Origin of the sequence: Acinetobacter sp. Ac_5812, from assembly GCF_013072695.1 — a bacterium.
Taxonomy (GTDB): Bacteria; Pseudomonadota; Gammaproteobacteria; order Pseudomonadales; family Moraxellaceae; genus Acinetobacter.
This window is the reverse complement of sequence record NZ_LXUK01000008.1, coordinates 19253-42314: the sequence shown is the minus strand read 5'-3', so window position 1 is coordinate 42314 and position 23062 is coordinate 19253. Positions and strand designations below refer to the sequence as shown.

Genomic DNA, 23062 nt, shown 5'->3' with positions numbered 1-23062 from the left:
GTTGCATAATTGCATTTAAAAACCATGCAGGACAATTTTTCCTTTGGTCGTGCCACTTTCAATTTGTTGGTGTACACGTTTTAGGTTTTCTGCATTGATTGGCGAAAGTACCTGACTCACTGTGGTTTTAATCTTTCCCTCGTCAACTAAGCTTGCAACTTGATTCAAAAGTTGGCTCTGTTGGATCATATCTTCAGTCTGGTACATAGAGCGCGTGAACATAAACTCCCAGTGAACCGAAACAGACTTTGATTTAAAGGGCTTAATGTCAAGTTGCTCAGGGTCATCAATTAAACCGAAATGGCCTTGTGCTGCGATCAGTTCTGCAATATCAGCGAGATGCTGATCGGTTTGTGTGGTTGAAAACACATATAAAGGCGCATTTAAGCCGAGCTGCTGAATTTGTGGGGCTAAAGCTTGGCGATGGTCTAAGACATAATCAGCACCCAGCTGTTTTACCCATTCAGAAGTCTCTGGTCGAGATGCGGTACTAATAACGGTTAAATTGGTTAATTGTTTGAGCAATTGAATGGTGATTGAACCCACCCCACCAGCACCACCAATGACGAGGATCGAAGTGTTCTGAGCCGCAGCTCGCGGAACTTGTAATCGATCAAACAGCATTTCCCATGCGGTAATTGCGGTTAAAGGGAGCGCTGCCGCTTCGCTAGCATCGAGTGACTTGGGTTTATGTCCGACAATACGCTCGTCAACCAATTGTAATTCACTATTACTGCCTGATCGGTTGAGTGCACCTGCATACCAGACGTGGTCACCAATTTTGAATTGAGTGACGTGTTCACCAATCGCCTCAACAACACCAACCGCATCCCAGCCCAGAATTTTCCATTTATGATCTTCTGCGCTTTTATTGTTTCGGATTTTGGTATCGACTGGATTGACTGAAACAGCTTGCACACGAACGAGTAAATCATGTCCATGTGCAACAGGTGAGTCGATCTCAATGTCTACAAGCGCATCGTCTAAATGAATTGCACCTGCCTTTTGATATGCCACAGCTTTCATGGTTTTGCTTCCACTTGATTGGAATCTCAGCATAACTTAAGCTTAATTTTAGTGACTACAGACAAATAACGCTCATAGTGTCAAAAAGGATACTGTAAAATGGCAAAAATGCGACATTCGAGTTTTGATTGCTCCCCTGGCTGTTCAGTTGAAGCTGCGATCAGTCTGATTGATGGTAAATGGAAATGTGTCATTCTTTGGCATTTATTGAATGAGGGCACCTTGCGATTTAATGAAATTCGTAAGCGTATACCAAATATTACCCAGAGAATGCTCACCAATCAGCTACGCGAATTAGAACAAGATGGCATTCTGCATCGAGAGGTCTATCCTCAGGTTCCTCCAAAAGTTGAATATTGTTTAACTGATTTAGGTCGTAGTCTGGAACAGATTATTGTTGCATTAAAGAATTGGGGCGATACACATCTTGATCAATTCGGAAAATTAACCCTAGTTGAATAAAGTAAGTGGGTTAAAAGCATTTGGCATTATGCTTTTGAGAGTCTGAAAAGGGGTGCTTTAAAGGGTACAGTTGAATACAAGATTATTTTTTACGTTGAAACTTGCCTTTTGGATTCAACTTATGTAACGCTAATAAAAGAAAGTTTTGGGCTACTTTATGAGTAATATTGGAATTTGGATCACGGTTGCGATTGTACTGTTTGTACTTGGCTCGATTTTTGGCTTGCGTGTCAGTCCACGAGAAAAGGCATTGGGTATGATGCGTGATCAGGCGCGCAAAATGGGATTGCATCCGCGTTTAATTGTTGCGCCAGAATGGACCAAGATTCCAATGGCATCGGAAAAACGTGCCAGTATGGTGGCTTATTATAGTGTGCTGATTCCAGATGCTCGCTTGGCGTTAATGCGCGCGCGGGTGGTGGATGGCAAGCTTCAGGTTGTGCAAGGGGATCAGAAATTTAATGATTTAACCATTGCATTAAAAGGAGTTTATGCTATTGATATGCAGGCAAACTGTGTCGGACTGTATTGGGATGAAGAAACTGACCTAAGAGCCACACAGCTTGAACAGATAAAAGCTTATTTACATGATTTAGCACAGCGCTAACTCTCTGATTGATCATAGGAAAAACGATTTATTATGGCGAATACTCCACGCTCTGCTTCAGAAAGCACAGCAGCTTCCGCATCTGCTGCAAAGAAACGTGCCTTAGTGATTGTGGAGTCGCCTGCAAAAGCGAAAACAATTAATAAATATTTGGGTTCACAATATGTGGTGAAGTCATCTGTCGGTCATGTGCGTGATTTACCGACAGGAGGCGGGGCGAAATCCACTGAAAAGAAGCCCGCAACCCGTGCCAAATTAACGGATCAACAGAAAGCCGAAAAAGCACAGTCTGCACTGATCAATCGTATGGGTGTCGATCCAGAGCATGATTGGATTGCACACTATGAAGTGCTTCCGGGCAAAGAACATGTGGTTGCCGAACTGAAAAAACTCGCCAAAGATGCAGATGCAATCTATCTCGCAACGGACTTGGATAGAGAAGGGGAAGCGATTGCTTGGCATTTGAGAGAAGTCATTGGTGGGGATGATAGTCGCTACCATCGTGTGGTCTTTAACGAAATTACCAAGAATGCTATTCAAGAAGCATTTAAACAGCCAACACGACTTGATTTGAACCGTGTTAATGCTCAACAGGCGCGTCGTTTCCTCGACCGTGTGGTTGGCTTTATGGTGTCGCCATTACTCTGGGAAAAGATTGCCCGTGGTCTATCGGCAGGACGCGTGCAGTCCGTTGCTGTAAAACTAGTGGTTGAACGTGAACGTGAAATCCGTGCATTTATTCCAGAAGAATACTGGCAAGTTTTTGCAGATACCATTTCAAAGAAAGAAGACATTCGCTTAGAAGCGGTTAAGCAAGCAGGTAAAACACTTAAGCTTAAAAATAAAGCCGAAACTGATGCCTTACTCAGTGTATTGAAAGATGCTGAATATAAAGTGGCGTTGCGTGAAGATAAACCAACCAAAGTTAATCCGAGCGCCCCGTATATCACTTCAACCTTACAACAAGCGGCGAGTACGCGTTTAGGTTTTTCTGTGAAGAAAACCATGATGCTGGCGCAGCGTTTGTATGAAGGTGGTTTTATTACCTATATGCGTACAGACTCTACCTTTTTGAGTGATGACGCTGTGAATATGGTGCGTAACCATATTCAACAAAATTTTGGTGAAAAATACGTCCCTGCCAAGCCAAATCGCTATGGCAATAAAGCGGGTGCACAAGAGGCCCATGAAGCGATTCGTCCTTCAGATGTTGGTTTGACTGGCGATAAACTTGCGGGCGTAGAGCGTGATGCACAGCGTTTATATGATTTGATTTGGCGTCAATTTGTTGCTTGTCAAATGACACCTGCAGAATATTTATCTTCGACGTTGACTGTTGAAGCGTCAAATGTTGAGTTAAAGGCGAAAGGCCGCACACTGGTATTTGATGGTTTTACCCGTGTTCGTGGTGCCAATAAATCTGATGATGATATTTTATTGCCTGCGGTGAAAGTTGGTGAAGTGCTTAAGTTAGAAAAACTTGATCCGAGTCAGCATTTTACCAAGCCGCCTGCACGCTTTACTGAAGCGTCTTTGGTAAAAGAATTAGAGAAGAAAGGGATTGGTCGTCCATCGACTTATGCTGCAATTATTTCGACCATTCAAGAACGTGGTTATGTGAAGCTCGAAAACCGTCGTCTCTTTGCAGAGAAGATGGGTGAGATTGTTACAGACCGTTTGGATGAAAGTTTTAATAACCTGATGAATTATGCTTTTACCGCTGATTTAGAAGGTCAATTAGACCGTGTTGCAATGGGTGAACGGAACTGGAAAGAGTTACTGGATACCTTCTATGGCGATTTCAAGAAACGTTTGACCAATGCGCAGGGTGAAAGCGGCATGCGCCGTAATCAGCCTGTCGAAGTGGCGGATGTATCTTGTCCTGAATGTTCGCGCCCAATGCAAGTTCGTACTGGAACAACGGGTGTATTCTTAGGATGTTCAGGTTATAACCTGCCACCGAAAGAACGTTGTAAAGGCACACTCAACTTAACACCAGTCGAGTCTTTGGCGGCTTTGTCGGATGATGATGGTGCTGAAACTGCTGATTTGATGTCGAAACACCGTTGTCCTAAATGCGGTACAGCAATGGACAGTTATGTGGTCGATGGTGGTCGTAAATTGCATGTCTGTGGTAATAACCCAGATTGTGATGGTTACGAAGTCGAGGAAGGCGAGTTCAAGATCAAGGGCTATGACGGTCCAACCATTCCATGTGATAAATGTGATGGCGAAATGCAGTTAAAGACAGGTCGTTTTGGTCCTTACTTTGCCTGCTCAAGCTGTGACAATACCCGTAAAGTATTAAAGAGCGGTCAACCCGCGCCGCCGCGTGTTGATCCAATCAAAATGGAACATCTACGTTCAGCCAAACACGATGACTTCTTTGTATTACGTGATGGTGCGGCTGGTTTGTTCTTGGCTGCCAGCAAATTCCCTAAAATTCGTGAGACGCGTGCACCGAAAGTCGCTGAATTACGCAGTGTTGCTGAGCAGCTTGATCCGAAATACCAGTTCTTGTTAGAAGCACCAGATGTCGATCCTGAAGGCAATCCAACGGTAGTGAAATTTAGCCGTAAGAACCAAGCACAATATGTGGGTTCTGAGACCGCTGAAGGGAAACAAACCAAGTGGAGTCTGGTGTTCCAAGATGGGAAATGGGTTGAAGGCTAAATAATCTTTTGACCAAAGGTTAAGTAAATGGACTTAAAACCTAAAAAACTTGCAGTGCTTATTGATGCGGATAATTCCTCGGTGAACTCAATCGAATCAGTTCTAGAGGAAGTTGCAAAGTATGGTATTGCAAGTGTAAAAAGGGTTTATGGTGACTGGAGTAGTGATACTTTAAAAAAATGGCGTGATGTATTGTTACCTCATGCCATAACACCAGTACAGCAATTTGCCTATACAAAAGGTAAAGATGCTACGGATATGATCCTTATCATTGATGCAATGGACTTGCTATATAGTGGTGCATTAGATGGTTTTTGTATTGTATCCAGTGATAGTGACTTTACGCCCTTAGCTTCAAGAATTCGCGAAAGTGGCTTAATAGTATATGGTTTTGGACGTAGTAAAACCCCAGAGGCATTTATTCGAGCATGTGATAAATTTATTTATGTAGAAAATTTAGTTGATGAGCAGGAACGTGTTGGAAGTAATACTGAAGCTAGTTTGGAAACTTCTGATTTAATCGTTAGACAAAACAACAAGCAGAATAATATTCAAAAAGAAGAAGTTATTCCTACTGGAATAATCACTAACTCTGATGAAAAAAGAGATGTTTCTGTCATTGATCGAGCTACTTTAAACCTAATTTATAAAGCTGTGAAAGATAATACTGAAGATAATGGTTGGGCTAACTTATCAATAGTTGGACAATATATTACGGCTGTTAAACCAGATTTTGATTCTAGAAATTATGGGCGTGCAAAACTATCTGGTTTAATTAAGATGCTAAACCTCTTTGAAACAAAAATAGAGGATAGTCAGATGTATTTAAAAAAGAAGAAGAAAACGGGTACATGAAATGGCTAAAGCCTCTCAAAAAAAATCATTTTGGAAAAATATCCGAGTCGCTTGCTTACTACTGGTGTTGTTGATCGTTGCGATCAATGCTTATCGTGATCAAAATCAGGATTGGAATCAGCCGATTAATGTGCTGTTGCATCCGATTAATGCTGATAGTTTGCCTACAACACAGCAGTATATTCAACAATTACAGCAAGATGATTTTGCTGAGGTGAAGCACTATCTGGAAAAAAATAGCCAGCAATATCGAGGGCAAAGCAGTTACTTTATGATCGAGATTGGGCGGGAACTGCAGCAAGCACCGCCGAAGATGTCTGAGCAGTCAAATATTCTGAATAATATTCTATGGAGTCTAAAGTTTCGATTTTATGCATGGAAGCAGCATCAATCGATTGATGGTTCACCGAGTTTAACTCTATATCTGAATTTCTATGATCCGAAGCAAAGTCGGGAACTCAAGCACTCAACTGCACTGGAACGTGGACGCATTGGTTCAGTCAATCTGTTTGCCTCAGCTAAACAGACACAGCAAAACAATGTGGTATTGGTACATGAGTTATTACATGGTTTTGGCGCGACCGATAAATATAACTTAGCCAATGGTGAACCTATTTTCCCGATTGGCTATGCACAGGCAGATAAACAGCCGCTGTATCCGCAAACCGAAGCTGAAATTATGGGTGGACGGATTCCATTGTCCGAACACAAAAGTAAAATGCCCAACGATTTAGAACAAACAGTAATCAGTGTCTTGACCGCACAAGAAATAGGTTGGATCAAATAAATTGTGGATAAGTTCCGACTTATCCATATCTTTAAAAAATAATGACACAACTTAAAAAGATCAAAGAAAACATCCATTTTCTGACATTCCGTCATTAATTTTCAACATGCCTTATACAGAACTCAGTGAAAAACGCGATCAATATAGAGATATAACATTGATGATAAAAGAGTAAATAATGATGAAAACAGTGGGTAACGATCTGATTCGCAATCAGCTGCATGCTGATCGTAAATGGTATTTGTTATTGGGCGTGTTATTGGTTATTTTTGGCCTTGTTCTTTTAGCGGCTTTACCATTTGCAACATTATCTGCCGTGTTGTTGTTCGGTGTGTTGATGATGTTGGGGGGTATCTTGCATTTTGTTGCCGCATTTATGGTGTTTAAAGGCGGCACACGTTGGTTGTGGGCCTTGTTTGGTGTGCTGTATCTGGCAGCAGGTTACTTTGCGTTTACCACACCCGTGATTACCGCGGTGGTGCTCACCAGTTTCTTGGCGGTTGCCTTAATTATTGCAGGGATTATCCGTACCGTGAACGCCTTTATCCTTAGACCAATTTCAGGCTGGGGATGGGTGCTGTTTTCAGGCATATTAACCCTATTCACCGGGATTCTGATCCTGTCATCACCTGATTCGCCGTTCTGGGTATTGGGGATGTTCCTTTCGATTGATATTTTGTTCCAAGGCATTAATTACTTAACTTTTGCTGGTGCAATTAAGCAGTTACCACATAGCGCAACTACAGTCTAACGGGTCAAGGCTGAGAGCGAGAGCATGTATTCTACATGCTCTTTTTGTTTTTGTAGTCGGAAACATTTCAATGGCTTGAGTCTGCTAAAATAGCATTTCGTTTTTAATTGACCGATTGTATGACGCTTGCCAAGCTAATTGATGAACTGAATCCACAACAAAAACAAGCAGCCACAACGACAGCACAAAATTGTCTGGTCTTGGCTGGAGCCGGTTGTGGTAAAACCAAAACCATCGTGGCAAGAGCAGCATACTTAATTGATCAAGGTTTAGCTGCACAACAAATTCAGATTCTGACCTTTACCCGACGTTCAGCAAGTGAAATTGTGACACGTGTTGAGCAGCATATGGGGGCACAGGCCAAGGGCTTACGCGCATCAACCTTTCATACTTTTTGTATGTATCTATTGCGCCGTAACCCACGCGCTTTTGGTTTGACCCAGTTCAGTATTATTGATCGAGATGATCAGTTGCTGATGTTCCGCCTATTGCGTGGTAAAGATAAGGGCAATGTCTTGCCGAAGGCTGCGGAGTTATGCGATCTGTATTCTTATGCGCGGAATACCAAAACCAAATTGTCGGATGCATTGGTTGAGCAGTTACCCCAAGCGGTGGAGTATAAAGCTCAAATTGCTGAATTGATGAAAGCCTATGAGCAACGCAAACAAGAACGCAATTTTCTGGATTATGATGACATCCTGTCTATTGTTGCCGTGCATTTGCAAAGTTCGCCAGAGCTAGTGAAATGGGTCACTGGTTTTTGTTCTGCCTTATTGGTTGATGAAATGCAGGATACCAATCCACTGCAATGGGCTTTGCTTCAGCCTTTAGTTGGCAAAGTGAAACTATTTTGCGTAGGGGATGATGCACAATCCATTTATGGCTTTCGTGGTGCAGATTTTGAAAATATTCATCATTTTAAAGAACGTGTACCCGATGCCGAAGTGTTGACTTTGGAAATGAATTATCGTTCGACCCAAGGTATTTTAGATTTATCCAATTGGCTGCTGGAGCAGAGCCAAATTGAATATGATAAGCATCTACAGGCTTATCGGGGCAAAGGTTTAAAGCCACAACTGCATATCTTGAGTAATGAGTTTGAAGAAGCCAATTGGATTATTCAGGATTTGAATCGTCGTCATATGCAAGGTGCGGCTTGGGCAGAACATATGGTGTTGCTGCGCTCAGGTTTTAGTGGACGTTATTTGGAAGGTGCTTTGATTACAGCCAATATTCCTTATCGTTTTGTTGGTGGGGTAAAACTGCTTGAGTCTGCACATGTTAAAGATGTATTGAGCTTACTTCGGGTCAGTGTTAACCCACAGGATGATTTAGCCTGGATGCGTTTCCTGACGCTTTGGGATGGCGTGGGTGATGTGGGTGCCAGTAAGTTGGCGCAAGAACTGATTCAACTACCTGATATCGAAGCCCGTTGCCAACGTTTGGAGCGACATGGCAAAGTACCGCAACAAGCGATTTTAATTTTGATGCAGCTCGATGTATTGCAGCAGCATGTCGAAGCTTGTATTGGCCTCGCACTGGATGCGTTGAATGAACAATTGGAAAATAATTATAAAACTAAAGATTGGTCACGCCGTGTTAAAGACTTTGATTTGGTCAAGCAATTGGCACGTAAACACAGTGCTCTTGGGGAGTTCTTGGAGGAATATGTACTTGATCCAATTTCGATCTCAGAAATTGATAAAACGCCTGACCAGGATTTAGTGACGCTGATTACCATCCATTCAGCGAAGGGTGCTGAACAAAAAGTCTGTTATGTCCCACATGTTTCTCCAAATCAATATCCTCATGCACGTGCACAAGGCGATTTTGATGATGTCGAAGAAGAACGTCGCGTTCTTTATGTGGCTTTAACACGTGCAGAAGATGAATTGATTTTGACCAAACAGAATTTAAATTTATGGTCACAAGAGCAATATGATGAGTTAGGAAGAAAAATAGAAAGTTACTTCCTCAATGATTTACCTCAACATTTAGTCGATGTTCAGATTCATCGAGATATTCCACGTGGCTATGGTCAAAGCAATCGTTCTCGTGCTGCTGCAATCAATTTAGGTTTTGGGATTGATTTCGATTAAACTAGGCAGATTCAATTTCTTTTGATTCATTGATTCTACAATGAATCATCTTTTAGGTTTTAGCATGAAAATTTTAGTTCGTAATTTAGACCGTAATGTGACTGATGCGGAAATTCTCGACTTATTCAAAGCATATGGAAAAGTTGAGTCTTGTGTCGTGGTCAAAGACGAAGCAACGGGGAAATCGAAAGGTTTCGGTTTTGTTGAAATGCCAAACCCGCGTGAAGCGATTAAAGCGATTAAAGGTTTAAATACCTTGAAAGTAAAAAGCCAGGGCATTCGTGTCAAAGCTGCGGATGATAAAGCTTAATTATCAATGTTAAAGCAATATACGGCTTTATCAATTGTTGCGCCAAATGCTGGGCGAATAGCGAAGAAAATTAAAACGCTTGAAGTTCGCTCATGGCAACCTGAAATGTTGCCATTGAAAGATTTGATGATTGTAGAGAATCAAAATTTTCTTTTGAATGATGGGGATGAAGACGTTGGTTTTGCCGTTGCACTGGTAGATATTGAATCAGTGCATCCATGGCAATCTGATGAAGTTGACGCAGCTTGTGCAACGTATTGGGCTGAAGGATATTTGGCTTGGGTCATTCGTAATATTCGTCCGATTGATCCACCGATTCAAGTCATTGCCAAGCGAAAGCTCTATTTGTTAGAACTGGGCATCGATTAGCTTGTCTCAACCTTATTTACCCCATGTTTGTCCCCAGCCCTGACAAGGGTTCGAAAAATATTGATAGATATTGATCATTTCTTGCTGATCGATCAAACCATTATGATTAAGATCTAAGGCTTTAAAGATCTTTATTCTTTTGGAATCGAGTGTAAGGACCTGTTTTTGCCAAGCAACGGGTTGGTCTTGTAACTGGATCAGTTTTTTCCATTCATTTAGATCAATCATTTGATCACGATTCAGATCGTAATCGGTATAGAGCTTTTCCCAATCTAAGCCAGCGGGTTCACAGCTATAAGTGGACGGGATGACCATACAGCATATTAAGCTCAGTATGGCTTGTTGAATATGACGCATGGGTAGGCTCAAAAGATATTGATTTTATCATTAAAGCATTTAATCTTAGGTAGGGTCTATTGATATTTCAGCTGTACCCCTGAGCAAGAGTAAAGCACTGCTTTGATCGCAGCACAATCAGCGTTATCGCTCGTAAGGTGTAATCTCAATAGCCCCTAAACCAAGCGAAAGGATCTTGAAGGAAAATATTATGTCCCGTGTTGCTCGTTATCATGCTGATCGCACCAATCAAAAACTATATTTTGCTCGTCTCGCATGTCAACAAGCAGAGCAAACTGAACATATTCAGCAAGCACAGGCTTATCGCGAAGCTGCGGTTTTCCATTTGCATGGTGCAATTTTAGCTTTCTTGCAGGAACTAGTGCGTTATTACCGTCTCAATGATTTACAGCCGACCTTTAAATCGATTGAAGAGCATATGGCAGATAAAGGGCAGGTTTCACCTGAGGTTTTAGTTTTGCAACAATTGGCCAAAGAGGGTTTTGTGGCAGAGTTAAAGCGTGCATACCGTATGTGTCAATATGCGCCTGAGCCAACAGCACCCGAACCTGAAAATGAGACTTCCTCAAACCTGATCATCAAGGTAACCCAAAGCCCGCAGGCTTGGTTGCCCGATGCCAAAATTTTACGTGAGTGGCATCGTGAATTGAGTCATTTAATTGATGGTTTCCGTAATGAAATGGTTGAGTTCTAGGTCGAATGTTTAAAGCGACTTGAAATCTATGCCAACAGTACTTATATAAATAAGACGTGAGCGCAAAATACTTTGCCACCATGTTGAAGCATGGAGAAAATTTATGTCAATGCAACAGTTAAAAGAATTATTTGGTAATCAAGAAGCAGTTCTTGAGTTGGTTCAACTCGAAGGTGGTGAGCTGGCTTTGCGCAATGCGGGTTCTGAAAATGAGCCTTTAGTTAAGATACAGTTTAGTGATGAGGTCAAAGCCATACTTGGTGATCAAACAGCAACTGTCGCACAGCACATGATTCAAGCAGCTTTGTTTGGTCTGTTAGAAAAGCAGATGAACGAGTGGCAAGCCGAAGTCATCGATGAGCAACCTCCACACTTGAGTTAATCTCACAAAATAAAAAAGCGTACTTTAAGTACGCTTTTTTATTTTTGAACATATTTAGTGGGCTTCGGATTGATGCGCCAGTTCGATTTGATTGAGAATATGATGGCTCATATTTTTTGCCATTTCTTCTTTGGCGTAGAACACTTCACCAATATTTTCTTGGCGTATTACCACCGCTTCTTCTTTACTCTCTGCACAAATAAGCACCTGAATTTCAGGATTCAGTTGTTTGGAGATGTCCACGATACGATGAATATCTAGGATATCCATCGGTGAAATGACCAGTAAACGGGCATGTTGAATATGTGCCTGAATCAATACATTGGGTTCAGTTGCTTCACCACTGACCGCAGCAATGCCTTGGCTACGTAGTTTCTCAACAATTTCACGATTTTCTTCAGCAATCACCACTTTGATGTTTTGCTCCATCAGGTTTTCACTGATACGACGGCCTACACCACCATAGCCAATAATCACCACCTGATCGCGTAGATAAGCTTGATCTACCTCATCTGGCAACATGGCCAGTGGGTCACCACTACGTTCTAACATACGGGCCAAATGCGAGCGCTCACGAATCCAGCGTTGCACAGGTTCAATCGCAGAGAACACAAATGAGTTCAGGGTAATCGAGAACAGTGCCCCTGCAAGAATCAGGTTTTGTGCATCAGGTGTGAGTAAACCGAGGGATAAGCCGAGTGTCGCCAAGATAAAGGAGAACTCACCAATTTGCGCCAAACTTGCGCCTACGGTTAAGGCGGTATTGATTGGGTAGCGGAAGAACAATACCAAAGCCATAGCTGCTAGGGTCTTGCCCACCATGATAATGGCAACGACAGCCAGAATACGTAACGGCTCTTCGACCAAAATGCTCGGATCAAATAGCATACCCACTGAAACAAAGAACAAAATCGCGAAAATTTCACGTAATGGCAGAGTTTCTTCTTCTGCACGGTGGCTAAAGTCGGACTCTTTTACCACCATACCGGCAAAGAATGCGCCAAGCGCCATTGATACGCCAAACACCGCGTAAGAACCGTATGCAATCGAAACTGCAGCTGCAACAACAGTGAGTGTAAACAGCTCACGAGAACCTAAACGTGCCACGAATTGCATGATCATTGGTACAAGTCGTTTACCAATAATCAGCATGAAGGCAATAAAGCCTGTCACTTTGAGCAGGGTAATGCCAATCGTGATCCAGATGCTTTGCGATGTATCTGTCCCAGGTAGCGCTTGTCCACCGAGTAATACTGCTGTTGCGGGTAGAAGGACCAAGGCTAAAACCATCACGAGGTCTTCAACTAAGAGCCAGCCGACAGCAATTTTTCCATTCACGGAGTCCAGTAAGCCACGATCACCCAATGCCTTGAGCAGAACAACGGTACTGGCACAAGATAAGCTTAAGCCGAAGATTAGTGCGGAGCCAAAGCTCCAGCCCCAAAACATAGAAACTGCGATCCCCAATAAGGTTGCAACCGCAATCTGCAAAATTGCGCCAGGCACAGCAATACGACGTACTTGCAGTAAATCTTTGAGGGAGAAATGCATTCCCACACCGAACATGAGGAACATTACCCCGAGTTCAGCCAGCTGATTGGCGAGCTGCATATCACCGACCACGCCAGGCGTATTTGGACTAATAATAATGCCTGCAACTAAATAACCAATCAAAGGAGGGAGACGTAGACGTGCTGCGATATAGCCAAAAATAAGGGCCATACCAAAACCAACAGCAAGTAATATAATTAAATCAACATCATGTGGCATTGCGGTTCCTTAATCGTTGCGGTTAAGGGAAAAATAAATGAGCATAAAACATGCCAAGAAAACAGCGAATAAAGTGTAACAAGTAAAATCGAATTTGTTGATGACAATTTTTTTATTTATCAAAAAAAATCATGTAAACCATCGTTTCCTTTCTTTTTTATGATGACCATTTTTTAGGCCAAAAAAAACGACTTCAAGTGAAGTCGTTTTTTTAAAGAGCTAAAATTATTTAATTTTAGCTTCTTTGAAGATTACGTGTTGACGGATTTTTGGATCAAATTTTTTGATTTCCATTTTTTCCGGCATAGTACGTTTGTTCTTAGTAGTGGTATAGAAATAACCAGTACCAGCTGTAGAAACGAGGCGAATCTTATCACGCATTGTTCAGACTCCTTAGATCTTTTGACCTTGAGCACGGAGATCAGCAACAACTTTCTCAATACCCAATTTATCAATAATACGCATACCTTTAGTAGTTAGACGAAGACGTACAAAACGCTTTTCGCTTTCTAACCAAAAACGGTGGTGGTGCAGGTTCGGCTCGAACCGGCGTTTGGTTTTGTTGTTTGCGTGCGATACGTTGTTACCAACGATAGGACGCTTGCCGGTAACTTGGCAAACCTTAGACATGGTGAACTCCATTGCTAGTTTATATAGCACTGTTTCGTGCAACTAGCCATTCAAGTAAACGGATGAAATCATTCAAGGGGCGTTTTATACCAAAAATACGATTAAAAGACAAGCGAATTTGGTAAAAACAAGGCATGAACTGGTGTGATAGCTCATGCCTTAACCAGCTTAACGAAATAGTGTTTTTAAAAGCAGTTTATGTGTTGCTTTATTATAAGGCGGTAGGATGAATTTTAAACTGTAAAGTTTAGGGCTCACTGGGTTCGACATCATTGAACGTTCATGTGAGAAGCTAAAGAAACCTTCTTTGCCATGATATTTGCCCATACCTGATGCACCAATACCCCCAAATGGCAGATCATCCTGCGCCACGTGAGTAAGAACTTGGTTGATACCAAAATGTCCTGAATGGGTACGTCCTGCGACATAATCTGCTCGTGCACTATCGATATCGAAGTAATAGAAAGCTAATGGACGTGGACGACTATTAATGAACTGAAGCGCATCATCGATATGGTCGTATTCTAAAATAGGCAGAATTGGACCAAAGATCTCATTCTTCATAATTTCCATTTCAGTGGTCACGCCCGTTAATAAGGTCGGCGCAATCTTACGAACTTCAGTTAAAGACTCATTCTTGGCATTTAGTTCAACAATCGTTGCACCTTGGTCACGTGCATCCTCTAAATAACCTTGCAGACGATTATATTGCTTGTCATTCACAATAGAGGTGTAGTCTTTATTGTCACGCAAGCTTGGGTACATGGTGGTCACAAAGTCGTTGTAGTGCTTGGTGAACTCTGCTGTTTTACCTTTAGGCAGGAACATATAGTCTGGCGCAACACAGGTTTGCCCCGCATTCCATAGCTTACCCACAGCAATACGTTGTGCCACATCGCGAATATTCATGGCTGAATGAACCAATGCAGGCGATTTTCCGCCAAGCTCTAAAATCACTGGAACAAGATTCTCTGCTGCCGCTGCCATGACAGTTTTACCGACAGAGGTTGAACCTGTGAAAATCATTTTATCAAAAGCGAGATGACTGAATGCATCTGAAATAACGCCACCACCATTTACGACAGCAACCAACTCTTGTGGGAATGCTTCAGAAAGGGCATTTTCAAGCACATAACCAAAATTTGAAGAAGCACTCGAAATTTTGATCATGGTGTGGTTACCCGCAGCCAAAGCACAGATCAATGGACCGACTGAAAGTAATAAAGGGTAGTTCCATGGTGCAATCACTCCAATCACACCCAGCGGTTGATATTCTACCCAGCCTTTTGCTGGTTGGTGTAACATGCTGATATGGCGTTTAGATGGTTTCATCCATTCAGTTAAGTTTTTGCTGTAGTATTTGATATGTTCTAGACAAGTCAGAACTTCGCCAATTTTGGTTTCCATAATGGCACGGTTGCCATAATCTTGACTAATTGCGTTAGCAAATTGATCTTGATACTTTATCAAGATGTTTTTAAGTCGAGCTAAGCGTTCAATACGTTCTTTGGCGCTTGGCACAGGATGGCGTTGGTAAGCTGCTTTTTGCTGCTCAAGCAAATCATGTAGCCGTTTCACATCAACATGAGGTGTCATAGCGGTTGTTTTTGTTTGACTGTTCATAGGAGTGGACCAAAAGAAAGCTTATTATTTTTTAATTTTTAGAGTAAATACTCTAAAGTGTCAAGTCGCTTTATAGGTTTGTTTTATAACCTATTGATTATGTTATAGATGGTTAAAATCAATGTCGCACGCTAAACCGAATAAAACAAAAGATCGAATTCTGCAAATCAGTTTGCAGTTGTTTAATGAGCGTGGAGAGCGTTCGGTCACAACCAACCACATCGCGGCTGAACTCGGGATTAGCCCAGGCAACTTGTATTATCATTTCCGTAACAAACAGGAAATTATTAAAGAACTGGCACAGCAATATCAGGCTGAAACCTTGGAAATGTTGGCATTGCCAACAGATCGTCCATTAAATGCCAATGATAAAATTAGCTATTTCCAAGTACTCAGCAATCAGTTGTGGGCCTATCGTTTTATTCATCGTGATGTCTATCATCTGGTCGAAAATAATGAAGACTTCCGAAAAATCTATCCACGTTTTGCTGGACAGGTGATGCAGCAGGGGCAAAGAATTTATCGTGCCTTCGTGGATGCGGGTTTGATGAAAATGACCGATTCAGAAATTGAAGCTTTGATCATCAACTTGTGGATTGTGCTGACTAACTGGACCAACTTCTTATATATGTCGGGCCATATCAGCGATAACAATCGTCTGGAAGAAAAGTGGGTTTGGCAAGCCTTGCGACAAATGGTGTTCTTAGAAGGCCCATATTTAATGGGTGAAAGTCGCCAAACCTATGAACAGTTACTGAAATCACTTGGACCATCAGACTTGTTCGCGAGTTTGTCTAATCTTAAAAATGATGATGAATAGATCGTCAGCAGCTATTTAGTCAATAGCAAAAAAGGGTTAGAATGCTCGGCTTGATTTTAATTTGATTCGAATAAGTGATATTAACCAAATGAACACGACTACAGCCCACACAGCGCGATTACTGATTACTTGTGAAGACAAGCCGGGGATCGTGCAAGCCGTATCGAGCTTTTTGTATCATCAGGGAGCAAACATTACCGCACTTGATCAGTACGCAACAGAAGCTTCAGGCGGGCGTTATTTCATGCGTGTTGAGTTTGAGATTGATCATTTGCAGTCTCGTAAAGAAGCGTTGATGCAGACCTTTGCTGCCAATGTTGCTGAACGTTATGAGATGCAATGGAAGCTGACTTTTGTTGGTGAGTTGAAAAAGGTCGGTATTTTAGTTTCTAAAGTGGACCATGCTTTATTGGAATTGTTATGGCGTCATGCGCGTGGTTCATTGCCATGTGAAATTACCCAAGTCATCTCAAACCATCCAGATTTGCGTGAATCGGTTGAAAACTTTGGTATTCCATTCCATGTTGTACCCGTCAATAAAGACAATAAAGTTGAAGCTTATGCCCAAATTGATGAAATGATGCAGGGCAATGATCTATTGATCTTGGCGCGTTATATGCAGATTTTGAGTGAAGACTTTGTTGCCAAGTGGGAAATGAAGATCATCAATATTCATCATTCTTTCCTGCCCGCTTTCGTGGGAGCAAACCCATATAAGCAAGCCTATGAGAAAGGGGTGAAGCTGATTGGTGCAACCGCACACTATGTGACAGCTGATCTTGATCAAGGCCCAATCATTGAACAAGATGTTGAACGTGTGAGCCATGACTACAACGTAGAGCAGTTACGTGAATTAGGCGAAGACGTTGAACGTAACGTATTGGCACGTGCTGTGAAATGGCATTTGGAAGACCGTATTATTGTGGATGGAAACAAAACAGTAGTGTTCTAAATCATCGCATTGTTTCAGTATGTAAAGAGAACATGTCGAAAGGCATGTTTTTTTATGCCTATTTTTCAATGGTTAGCGAATATACAATAAAAAAACAGTTGCAAATGAAAACACTTCTCATTTATTATTACGGCACTTTCATTGTTCTATCCGATGAGTGAAATCGTTTTTTTAAAGGTTTGACCATCTATTAGGTACTTAGATTCTTATGAGTCAATCTCCTGCCACATTCAATACGCCACACCCGATGAAAAAGAAAATCATCACTGCATTAGCTGCCGTTGTGATTGGACATGTAGGAGTTTTGTGGGCGGTTAGCCACATGAAAACGATTGAGTTAAGACCAATCGAAAAAGAACCGCTTAAGGTGAAGTTCGTTAAAATTAAGGAACCACCTAAACCAGAACCACCTAAACCAAAAGAACAGCCGAAACCTGAACCTAAAAAAGAAGTGAAGGAAGTTAAGGTCGTTGAAAAACCTTTACCTCCACCGAAAAAGATTGAAAAGGTTCAACAGGTCAAAGAGGCAGCAAAACCTGTTCTTCAAAAAACCGAACAAAAAATTGAACCTAAGGTTGAGACCAAAGTCGTGACCACTGTAACTGAAAAAGTGGTTGAAAAACCGCAACCTGTTCAGGAAGTCGTGAAACCTCAACCTGCTGCTGATCCATCACCAAAACGTGTATCGATTGGTGGTTCAGGAGTTCAATGGAGTCGTTCACCGAAATTATCTGTGACAGCAAAAGATTTAGATAACCAAACACGCTCAGTGATGGTACTGATTGAAGCTGATGAGAAGGGTAAAATTACCAATGCGCGTGTTACACGTAGTAGTGGTATACCGAATCTCGATGAAAAAGTTTTACGTGCTGTAAGAAGTGCGAAATTTAAACCGTATATGGAAAATGGTGTTGCTTACCCGATTCGAGCAGAGCAGCCGTTTGATCTTAGTCCTTAATAAATTTGAGTCCTTGCGACAGATTAAATCAGGAGTTCGTATATGAACTTTTCAGTTTATTGGCAACATGCAGATGCAGTAAGTAAAACACTGTATTTCATCCTTTTAGCAATGTCGATTGCGACGTGGACTATTTTCATTCTGCGCCTATTAGGAACACGCCAATTAAAACAACAAGCTTATACTCAACTTGTTCAAGCTTTGGCTACACTTAAATCAAAGTTACAGCCTTTATCGTTTGAACAACGTAAAGCTGTAGCTGAGCAAGCATTGCTTCGCCAAATCTCTGCTGAAAAATCGCAAGCAGAAAAAGGTGTATCAGTTCTTGGAACAATTGCTTCACTTGCACCGTTTGTGGGTTTATTCGGTACAGTATGGGGTATTTTCCACGCGCTTGTGGCAGTGGGTAAAAGTGGTCAAGCTGGTTTAGCTCAAGTTGCAACCCCTGTGGGTGAGGCACTGATCATGACGGGTCTTGGTCTTGCAGTCGCGATTCCAGCGGTGATGGCGTATAACATCTGTGTACGTTTTAATCGTGGCTTGGCACATGATTTACAAGATCAAGCACATAGCTTGTTAATCGATACCATGTTGCAGCAAGACAGTGCAGCAAAGACAGAAACTAAAGCGACTCAACAAAGTTTAGTTGGAGGTCAAGCTTAAAATGGGCTTTCAATTGGGTGAAGACCACGACAGTGGCATGAATGAGATGAACCTCATTCCTCTGATCGACATTATGTTGGTATTGATGATTATCTTTTTAGTCACAGCAACGGTTGCTAACCCATCAATTCCATTAAGTTTACCAAAAACCACCGCTGAAATTGTCGATCCGCCACCAAAAGCGATCACCATTAGTATTAATGACAAAGGTGAAGTGGCTTGGGATGCGCAGATTATTAGCTTAGAAGAGCTAGAGAAGCGTTTCCAAGAGGCGGGTCAGGCTGCGACTAAACCGACTGTGCAGTTACGTGCAGATAAAGAATCAAAATACGATACGGTTGCACAAGTGATGTCTCGTGCCAGCGAAGCAGGCTTAAGTGATATCGCGTTTGTCAGTGAAAACTAAAACAGCGTGTTAGAAAGAAAAAAGCAACTCTTAGAGTTGCTTTTTTTATGCCTAGTCAGTTTTGAGGAGATCGAGATATTTAGCACGTAATTTAGACAGCTTAGGAGGAATGCTGAAATTGCAGTAACCTTGTGATGGATTGCGTGCAAAGAAGTTTTGGTGATATTCCTCAGCAGGGTAAAAGGTGGGTGCTGGGCTGAGCTCAGTTACGATATTCAGTCCTTCATCTTCCAAACTGTGAATGACCTGTTCAGCCTGCTGCTTTTGCTCTTCGTTGAAGTAATAAATAACAGAGCGATATTGTGTGCCAATATCATTACCTTGACGATTGAGTGTTGTTGGATCGTGTGTGGTAAAAAACACATTTAACAATTGCGTATAGCTGATCTGTTGCTCATCAAAATCAATCAGGACAACTTCAGCATGTTGAGTCGTACCTTGGCAGACCTGTTCATAGGTTGGGTTTTGGCTAATCCCACCTGCATAACCACTCACGACTTTTTCTACACCTTTGAGTTGTAGAAATACCGCTTCGACACACCAAAAACATCCACCACCAATGAGTGCTTGTTGCATGAGACTCCCCAATTTTTAATTTTAAATATGCTACTAAAGTAAACGAAGTGTTGAAAAAGTAAAAGCCCGTGTTCGAAACGAGCTTTTACTTTTTTGTGATCTGTAAATTACGGAAGCGGCTGAATTACGGTAGCGAAGCTGACCAGTACTTTGCCAGATGCATCCATGAATTTAAGCTCATGGCCTTTGAGTTCATAGTTGGTGGTGCTTGCCAATGCATTGCTATATTGACGTGAGAGCGCACTGTTATCTTGTCCAATACACGCCATCATGGTTGAAGCAATTGGGCCGAGGCGTAAGATAGAACCTTGGCTTTCAAAGCTACCTTGAATTTGGTTACAACCATCTGCACCAAAGAAACGTTTGCCTTTGGCATCAAATTGAATTGCAGGGCGCTTGCTAGAAAGATCATTGCTTTTGACCTCGACACCATTGATATGAGTAGCAATCCAGTTACGGCCATAGAGGTTGATGCTTTCTTTTTGAGACGCATTGGGTGAGGTTTGGAGAGATTCTGTGGTTGAACAACCGGTCATTGCTACGGCGATTGCCAAAGTACATGTTGTTAAAAAAGGTTTTAACATAAAATTTAAGTCCAAATCATTGTGTTTCTATGCTCGGTATTAGAGTAAAACAACATGGACTGGAGCAGGATATTGCGTATCCTTTTGTAAATGTTCAGGTGTTTTTAATAAAATGAGTGGAAAAATCACTCAGTTTTGGGAAGGCCTGAACGTATGATTTGAGAGAAATATTCACTGCTTTGGTTCGGCTGTTGTTCATATTGTTCGGCACGTGGATTGATGTGTGCCAAGCGATACCATTCATTCATGCTGTAATTTTGATTGAGGGCTTTTAGATCGTAGAGATAGTTCGGTAAATAACCTGAGGCCAATAGGCGGTAATCTTTGGGTAAGCGCTGCGGATTAATTGCCTGAACCATATCAAAGACCAGTGTGGTGCAGTTACTGGTCAGCGTGTTATACCATTTGGCTTCTGCACGGAGTTCATCTGCTTTATGCAGATATTCAATAAACAGGGCTTTGCGCTCAGTTGCAGGCATTCTAATCGGGAATAAATAGACTTGTTCATGACGAACATTACTGCGCGTATAGATCAGATCCTTTTCATCGGAAGCCACTAGACTGAGTTCGTATTTACGGAAAAAGCCACCAATTGCAGAAAAGTCTTCGCCTTTTTCCTTACGGATTTCAATCGAGAACACCAACGGTTTTTGATCAGAAAAATCGAAACTCACTAAGGTGTGGGCAATTTGTGGACCCATCCAGTAGGAGGTAATGACATTGATGCCCGTAATTTTATTCAGATCAATGCTGCGATCTTCCCAATGAATGTCATAACTGCCATCGGCATGCCAGTCAAAATTTCGCACATTATGCAGCTTGACCAGATCCCCATTCTTTTCATAACTCAGTTGTTCTGCAACTTCAGGATTCCAATCCCGATCTTGTCTTGCCTCTAAGGAAAAATACCAGACTAAGGCGCACGCAAAGGCGACACAATAAATAATGATATCGGTGCGGCGACTCACTAGATGGCCGCTGACATAGACGCCAATTAAGCTGAGTGCAAATAAGGCCCATAGCGCAATGACGGCTCGACTGAAAAAACTGCCTAAGGGTTGTTGAATCCATAAAGCAAGACAGAGCCAGACACTTGAAAGGATCACGCACAAGGTAAACAGACTGTGTAAAAGCCCGATGCCTAAAGCGATGAAAAACTCACGTGATCCAATATTGTGCATGGCAAGCGCGATCCATTTTTATTTTTGGTAGGTCGCAAACTCAAAATTAACCCCTGATTTCTCATCAGTATGCTGTTCCGAGTTTACTTTGCGAAAGTCATCGGAGATTTTTGGGTAATGCGCATCACCTTGAACATCGAGATCAACGTGAGTTAATTCTAAACGATCAGCAATAGCGAGCGTTTGGGTAAAAATCTCTCCACCCCCAATAATAAATAAGGATGCTTTTTCAGCGTGTTGTGCATCTGTAAGTGCAGCATTGAGTGCATCTTCGATACTATGCGCGACTTTAACCCCGTCAAAATGCCATTCAGGGTCACGGGTAATGACCCAATTGACACGATTCGGTAGGCTACGCCCCATAGATTCGAGGGTTTTACGCCCCATAATCACCACACCGCCTTGGGTAATGGCTTTAAAGTGCTTTAGGTCAGCAGAGATATGCCACGGCAAAGCATTGCCTTTACCGATACAGTGATTTTTATCCATTGCAACTACGTGGACAACTTCAGTGCCTTGCCATGCCATTTTATATTCTCTCTAACTAATCAATTTAAACTGCGACAGGTGCTTTGATTGCTGGGTGTGATTCATACCCAATAATTTCAATATCTTCAAATTTAAAATCGAAAATATCAGTGATCTCAGGATTGAGTTTTAATTGACACAGCGGTAGCGGCTCACGGCTAAGCTGTAATTGCGCCTGTTCAAAGTGGTTTGCATATAAATGCGTATCTCCACCTGTCCAAACAAAGTCACCTACGCCTAAACCACAGACTTGAGCGATCATATGGGTCAGTAGGGCATAGCTGGCAATATTAAATGGGACACCCAAAAACACATCTGCACTACGCTGATACAGTTGGCAGGACAGTTTGTTGTCTTGTACGAAAAATTGGAACAGGGTATGGCAAGGTGGTAATGCCACTTTGCTAGCTTCATTTGGGTTCCAGCCTGACACAATCAAACGACGTGAATTAGGATTGGTTTTAATTTCATTGATCAACCATTTGATCTGATCAAAACCATTTTGCTGATAGCTGCCATCTTCATTTTGGGTTGCGCCAAAGTTACGCCATTGGTGACCATAAACTGGACCAAGTTCACCTTCTGGACGGCCAAAACGTGCTGTTTGTTCTGCGGTAGCCCATTCATCCCAAATGGAAACTTTATTGTCTTTGAGATACTGAACGTTGGTATCGCCTTTGAGGAACCAAAGCAGCTCAATCACAATCGAACGGAAGTGGACTTTCTTGGTGGTGAGCAGTGGAAAGCCTTTGGAAAGATCAAAACGCATCTGATGACCAAATACTGAACGTGTACCTGTGCCTGTGCGGTCACCTTTGTCGCCGCCATTGTCAAGGATATGTTGTAAAAGGTCTAAATATGTACGCATTCTCATTCCTACCGCAGATTTTGCCTGGGCTCATCTTATCAGAAATAATGCTGCAATTGAGCGTCAGTTATTGTCGCAGAAGGATGTTTAGCCACTATCTGAATTTATTTGCTTGTTTTATATTAGATTCT

Annotated in this window: 27 protein-coding genes; 16 read left to right on the top strand and 11 right to left on the bottom strand. The window is 42.0% G+C overall.

What is annotated here, in order from left to right; all coding sequences use genetic code 11:
• Positions 1 to 15: 15 nt before the first annotated feature.
• Entirely contained in the window at positions 16 to 1026 is a 1011-nt protein-coding gene (locus A7P55_RS06205; RefSeq protein ID WP_171551478.1) for a zinc-binding alcohol dehydrogenase family protein, read from the bottom strand.
• 99 nt (positions 1027 to 1125) lie between these two features.
• On the opposite strand from A7P55_RS06205, the gene A7P55_RS06200 reads away from it, so the two are divergent.
• The 9 genes from A7P55_RS06200 to A7P55_RS06160 all read left to right on the top strand — a co-directional run bounded on the left by A7P55_RS06200 (position 1126) and on the right by A7P55_RS06160 (position 9939).
• Positions 1126 to 1488 (top strand): winged helix-turn-helix transcriptional regulator, encoded by a 363-nt coding sequence (locus tag A7P55_RS06200; RefSeq protein ID WP_171551477.1) that lies wholly within the window; start codon positions 1126 to 1128, stop codon positions 1486 to 1488.
• Positions 1489 to 1645: 157 nt separating this feature from the next.
• The gene (locus A7P55_RS06195; RefSeq protein WP_004802536.1) at positions 1646 to 2095 is read left to right on the top strand and encodes a hypothetical protein; all 450 of its coding nucleotides are present in this window, start codon (positions 1646 to 1648) and stop codon (positions 2093 to 2095) included.
• 33 nt (positions 2096 to 2128) lie between these two features.
• The gene (gene topA, locus A7P55_RS06190; protein WP_171551476.1) at positions 2129 to 4768 is read left to right on the top strand and encodes a type I DNA topoisomerase; all 2640 of its coding nucleotides are present in this window, start codon (positions 2129 to 2131) and stop codon (positions 4766 to 4768) included.
• Between the two features lie 27 nt (positions 4769 to 4795).
• Entirely contained in the window at positions 4796 to 5623 is an 828-nt protein-coding gene (locus tag A7P55_RS06185) for an NYN domain-containing protein (protein ID WP_171551475.1), read from the top strand.
• A gap of 1 nt (position 5624) precedes the next feature.
• Positions 5625 to 6410, top strand: a complete 786-nt coding sequence (locus tag A7P55_RS06180) for a hypothetical protein (RefSeq protein ID WP_171551474.1) — start codon at positions 5625 to 5627, stop codon at positions 6408 to 6410.
• Between the two features lie 178 nt (positions 6411 to 6588).
• Entirely contained in the window at positions 6589 to 7161 is a 573-nt protein-coding gene (locus tag A7P55_RS06175) for an HdeD family acid-resistance protein (protein ID WP_171551473.1), read from the top strand.
• Positions 7162 to 7280: 119 nt separating this feature from the next.
• Complete coding sequence (locus tag A7P55_RS06170; RefSeq protein ID WP_171551472.1) at positions 7281 to 9260, top strand: ATP-dependent helicase; 1980 nt, start codon at positions 7281 to 7283, stop codon at positions 9258 to 9260.
• A gap of 64 nt (positions 9261 to 9324) precedes the next feature.
• Complete coding sequence (locus A7P55_RS06165; RefSeq protein ID WP_004802550.1) at positions 9325 to 9570, top strand: RNA-binding protein; 246 nt, start codon at positions 9325 to 9327, stop codon at positions 9568 to 9570.
• A gap of 6 nt (positions 9571 to 9576) precedes the next feature.
• A complete protein-coding gene (locus A7P55_RS06160) occupies positions 9577 to 9939 on the top strand; it encodes an ASCH domain-containing protein (protein WP_171551471.1) in 363 nt (120 codons plus the stop codon).
• Positions 9940 to 9951: 12 nt separating this feature from the next.
• Here the strand turns inward: A7P55_RS06160 and A7P55_RS06155 are convergent, their stop codons facing one another.
• Positions 9952 to 10296, bottom strand: coding sequence for an EF-hand domain-containing protein (locus A7P55_RS06155; RefSeq protein ID WP_171551470.1), 345 nt, complete (start codon positions 10294 to 10296; stop codon positions 9952 to 9954).
• A gap of 190 nt (positions 10297 to 10486) precedes the next feature.
• Between A7P55_RS06155 and A7P55_RS06150 the strand changes: the two genes are divergently transcribed.
• Together A7P55_RS06150 and A7P55_RS06145 are read left to right on the top strand one after the other, a co-directional pair.
• Complete coding sequence (locus tag A7P55_RS06150) at positions 10487 to 10990, top strand: DUF6586 family protein (RefSeq protein ID WP_171551469.1); 504 nt, start codon at positions 10487 to 10489, stop codon at positions 10988 to 10990.
• 103 nt (positions 10991 to 11093) lie between these two features.
• Positions 11094 to 11372: a hypothetical protein gene (locus A7P55_RS06145; RefSeq protein ID WP_171551468.1), complete on the top strand. Its 279-nt coding sequence runs from the start codon at positions 11094 to 11096 to the stop codon at positions 11370 to 11372.
• Positions 11373 to 11426: 54 nt separating this feature from the next.
• Here the strand turns inward: A7P55_RS06145 and A7P55_RS06140 are convergent, their stop codons facing one another.
• The 4 genes from A7P55_RS06140 to A7P55_RS06125 all read right to left on the bottom strand — a co-directional run bounded on the left by A7P55_RS06140 (position 11427) and on the right by A7P55_RS06125 (position 15395).
• Complete coding sequence (locus A7P55_RS06140; protein ID WP_171551467.1) at positions 11427 to 13142, bottom strand: cation:proton antiporter; 1716 nt, start codon at positions 13140 to 13142, stop codon at positions 11427 to 11429.
• Between the two features lie 225 nt (positions 13143 to 13367).
• Complete coding sequence (gene rpmG, locus A7P55_RS06135) at positions 13368 to 13523, bottom strand: 50S ribosomal protein L33 (protein WP_003654787.1); 156 nt, start codon at positions 13521 to 13523, stop codon at positions 13368 to 13370.
• A gap of 12 nt (positions 13524 to 13535) precedes the next feature.
• On the bottom strand, positions 13536 to 13772 hold the full coding sequence (gene rpmB / locus A7P55_RS06130) for a 50S ribosomal protein L28 (RefSeq protein ID WP_004649871.1): 237 nt from the start codon (positions 13770 to 13772) through the stop codon (positions 13536 to 13538).
• Positions 13773 to 13940: 168 nt separating this feature from the next.
• The gene (locus A7P55_RS06125) at positions 13941 to 15395 is read right to left on the bottom strand and encodes a coniferyl aldehyde dehydrogenase (RefSeq protein ID WP_151715499.1); all 1455 of its coding nucleotides are present in this window, start codon (positions 15393 to 15395) and stop codon (positions 13941 to 13943) included.
• A gap of 121 nt (positions 15396 to 15516) precedes the next feature.
• On the opposite strand from A7P55_RS06125, the gene A7P55_RS06120 reads away from it, so the two are divergent.
• The 5 genes from A7P55_RS06120 to A7P55_RS06100 all read left to right on the top strand — a co-directional run bounded on the left by A7P55_RS06120 (position 15517) and on the right by A7P55_RS06100 (position 19194).
• Positions 15517 to 16215: a TetR/AcrR family transcriptional regulator gene (locus tag A7P55_RS06120; protein WP_004802563.1), complete on the top strand. Its 699-nt coding sequence runs from the start codon at positions 15517 to 15519 to the stop codon at positions 16213 to 16215.
• 88 nt (positions 16216 to 16303) lie between these two features.
• On the top strand, positions 16304 to 17167 hold the full coding sequence (gene purU, locus A7P55_RS06115) for a formyltetrahydrofolate deformylase (protein ID WP_216077981.1): 864 nt from the start codon (positions 16304 to 16306) through the stop codon (positions 17165 to 17167).
• Between the two features lie 208 nt (positions 17168 to 17375).
• On the top strand, positions 17376 to 18125 hold the full coding sequence (locus A7P55_RS06110; protein WP_216077980.1) for an energy transducer TonB: 750 nt from the start codon (positions 17376 to 17378) through the stop codon (positions 18123 to 18125).
• A 42-nt stretch (positions 18126 to 18167) separates the two neighbouring features.
• Entirely contained in the window at positions 18168 to 18788 is a 621-nt protein-coding gene (locus A7P55_RS06105) for a MotA/TolQ/ExbB proton channel family protein (protein ID WP_171551465.1), read from the top strand.
• A 1-nt stretch (position 18789) separates the two neighbouring features.
• A complete protein-coding gene (locus A7P55_RS06100) occupies positions 18790 to 19194 on the top strand; it encodes a biopolymer transporter ExbD (RefSeq protein WP_004802569.1) in 405 nt (134 codons plus the stop codon).
• Between the two features lie 51 nt (positions 19195 to 19245).
• Here A7P55_RS06100 and msrA read toward each other — a convergent pair whose 3' ends face one another.
• The 5 genes from msrA to thyA form a co-directional block, all read right to left on the bottom strand.
• Positions 19246 to 19770, bottom strand: coding sequence for a peptide-methionine (S)-S-oxide reductase MsrA (gene msrA, locus A7P55_RS06095; RefSeq protein ID WP_171551464.1), 525 nt, complete (start codon positions 19768 to 19770; stop codon positions 19246 to 19248).
• A 107-nt stretch (positions 19771 to 19877) separates the two neighbouring features.
• Positions 19878 to 20354 (bottom strand): META domain-containing protein, encoded by a 477-nt coding sequence (locus A7P55_RS06090; protein ID WP_171551463.1) that lies wholly within the window; start codon positions 20352 to 20354, stop codon positions 19878 to 19880.
• Positions 20355 to 20479: 125 nt separating this feature from the next.
• On the bottom strand, positions 20480 to 21535 hold the full coding sequence (locus A7P55_RS06085; protein WP_171551462.1) for a DUF4105 domain-containing protein: 1056 nt from the start codon (positions 21533 to 21535) through the stop codon (positions 20480 to 20482).
• 18 nt (positions 21536 to 21553) lie between these two features.
• Entirely contained in the window at positions 21554 to 22063 is a 510-nt protein-coding gene (locus A7P55_RS06080) for a dihydrofolate reductase (RefSeq protein WP_171551461.1), read from the bottom strand.
• 25 nt (positions 22064 to 22088) lie between these two features.
• Entirely contained in the window at positions 22089 to 22931 is an 843-nt protein-coding gene (gene thyA / locus A7P55_RS06075; protein ID WP_171551460.1) for a thymidylate synthase, read from the bottom strand.
• Between the last annotated feature and the right edge of the window lie 131 nt (positions 22932 to 23062).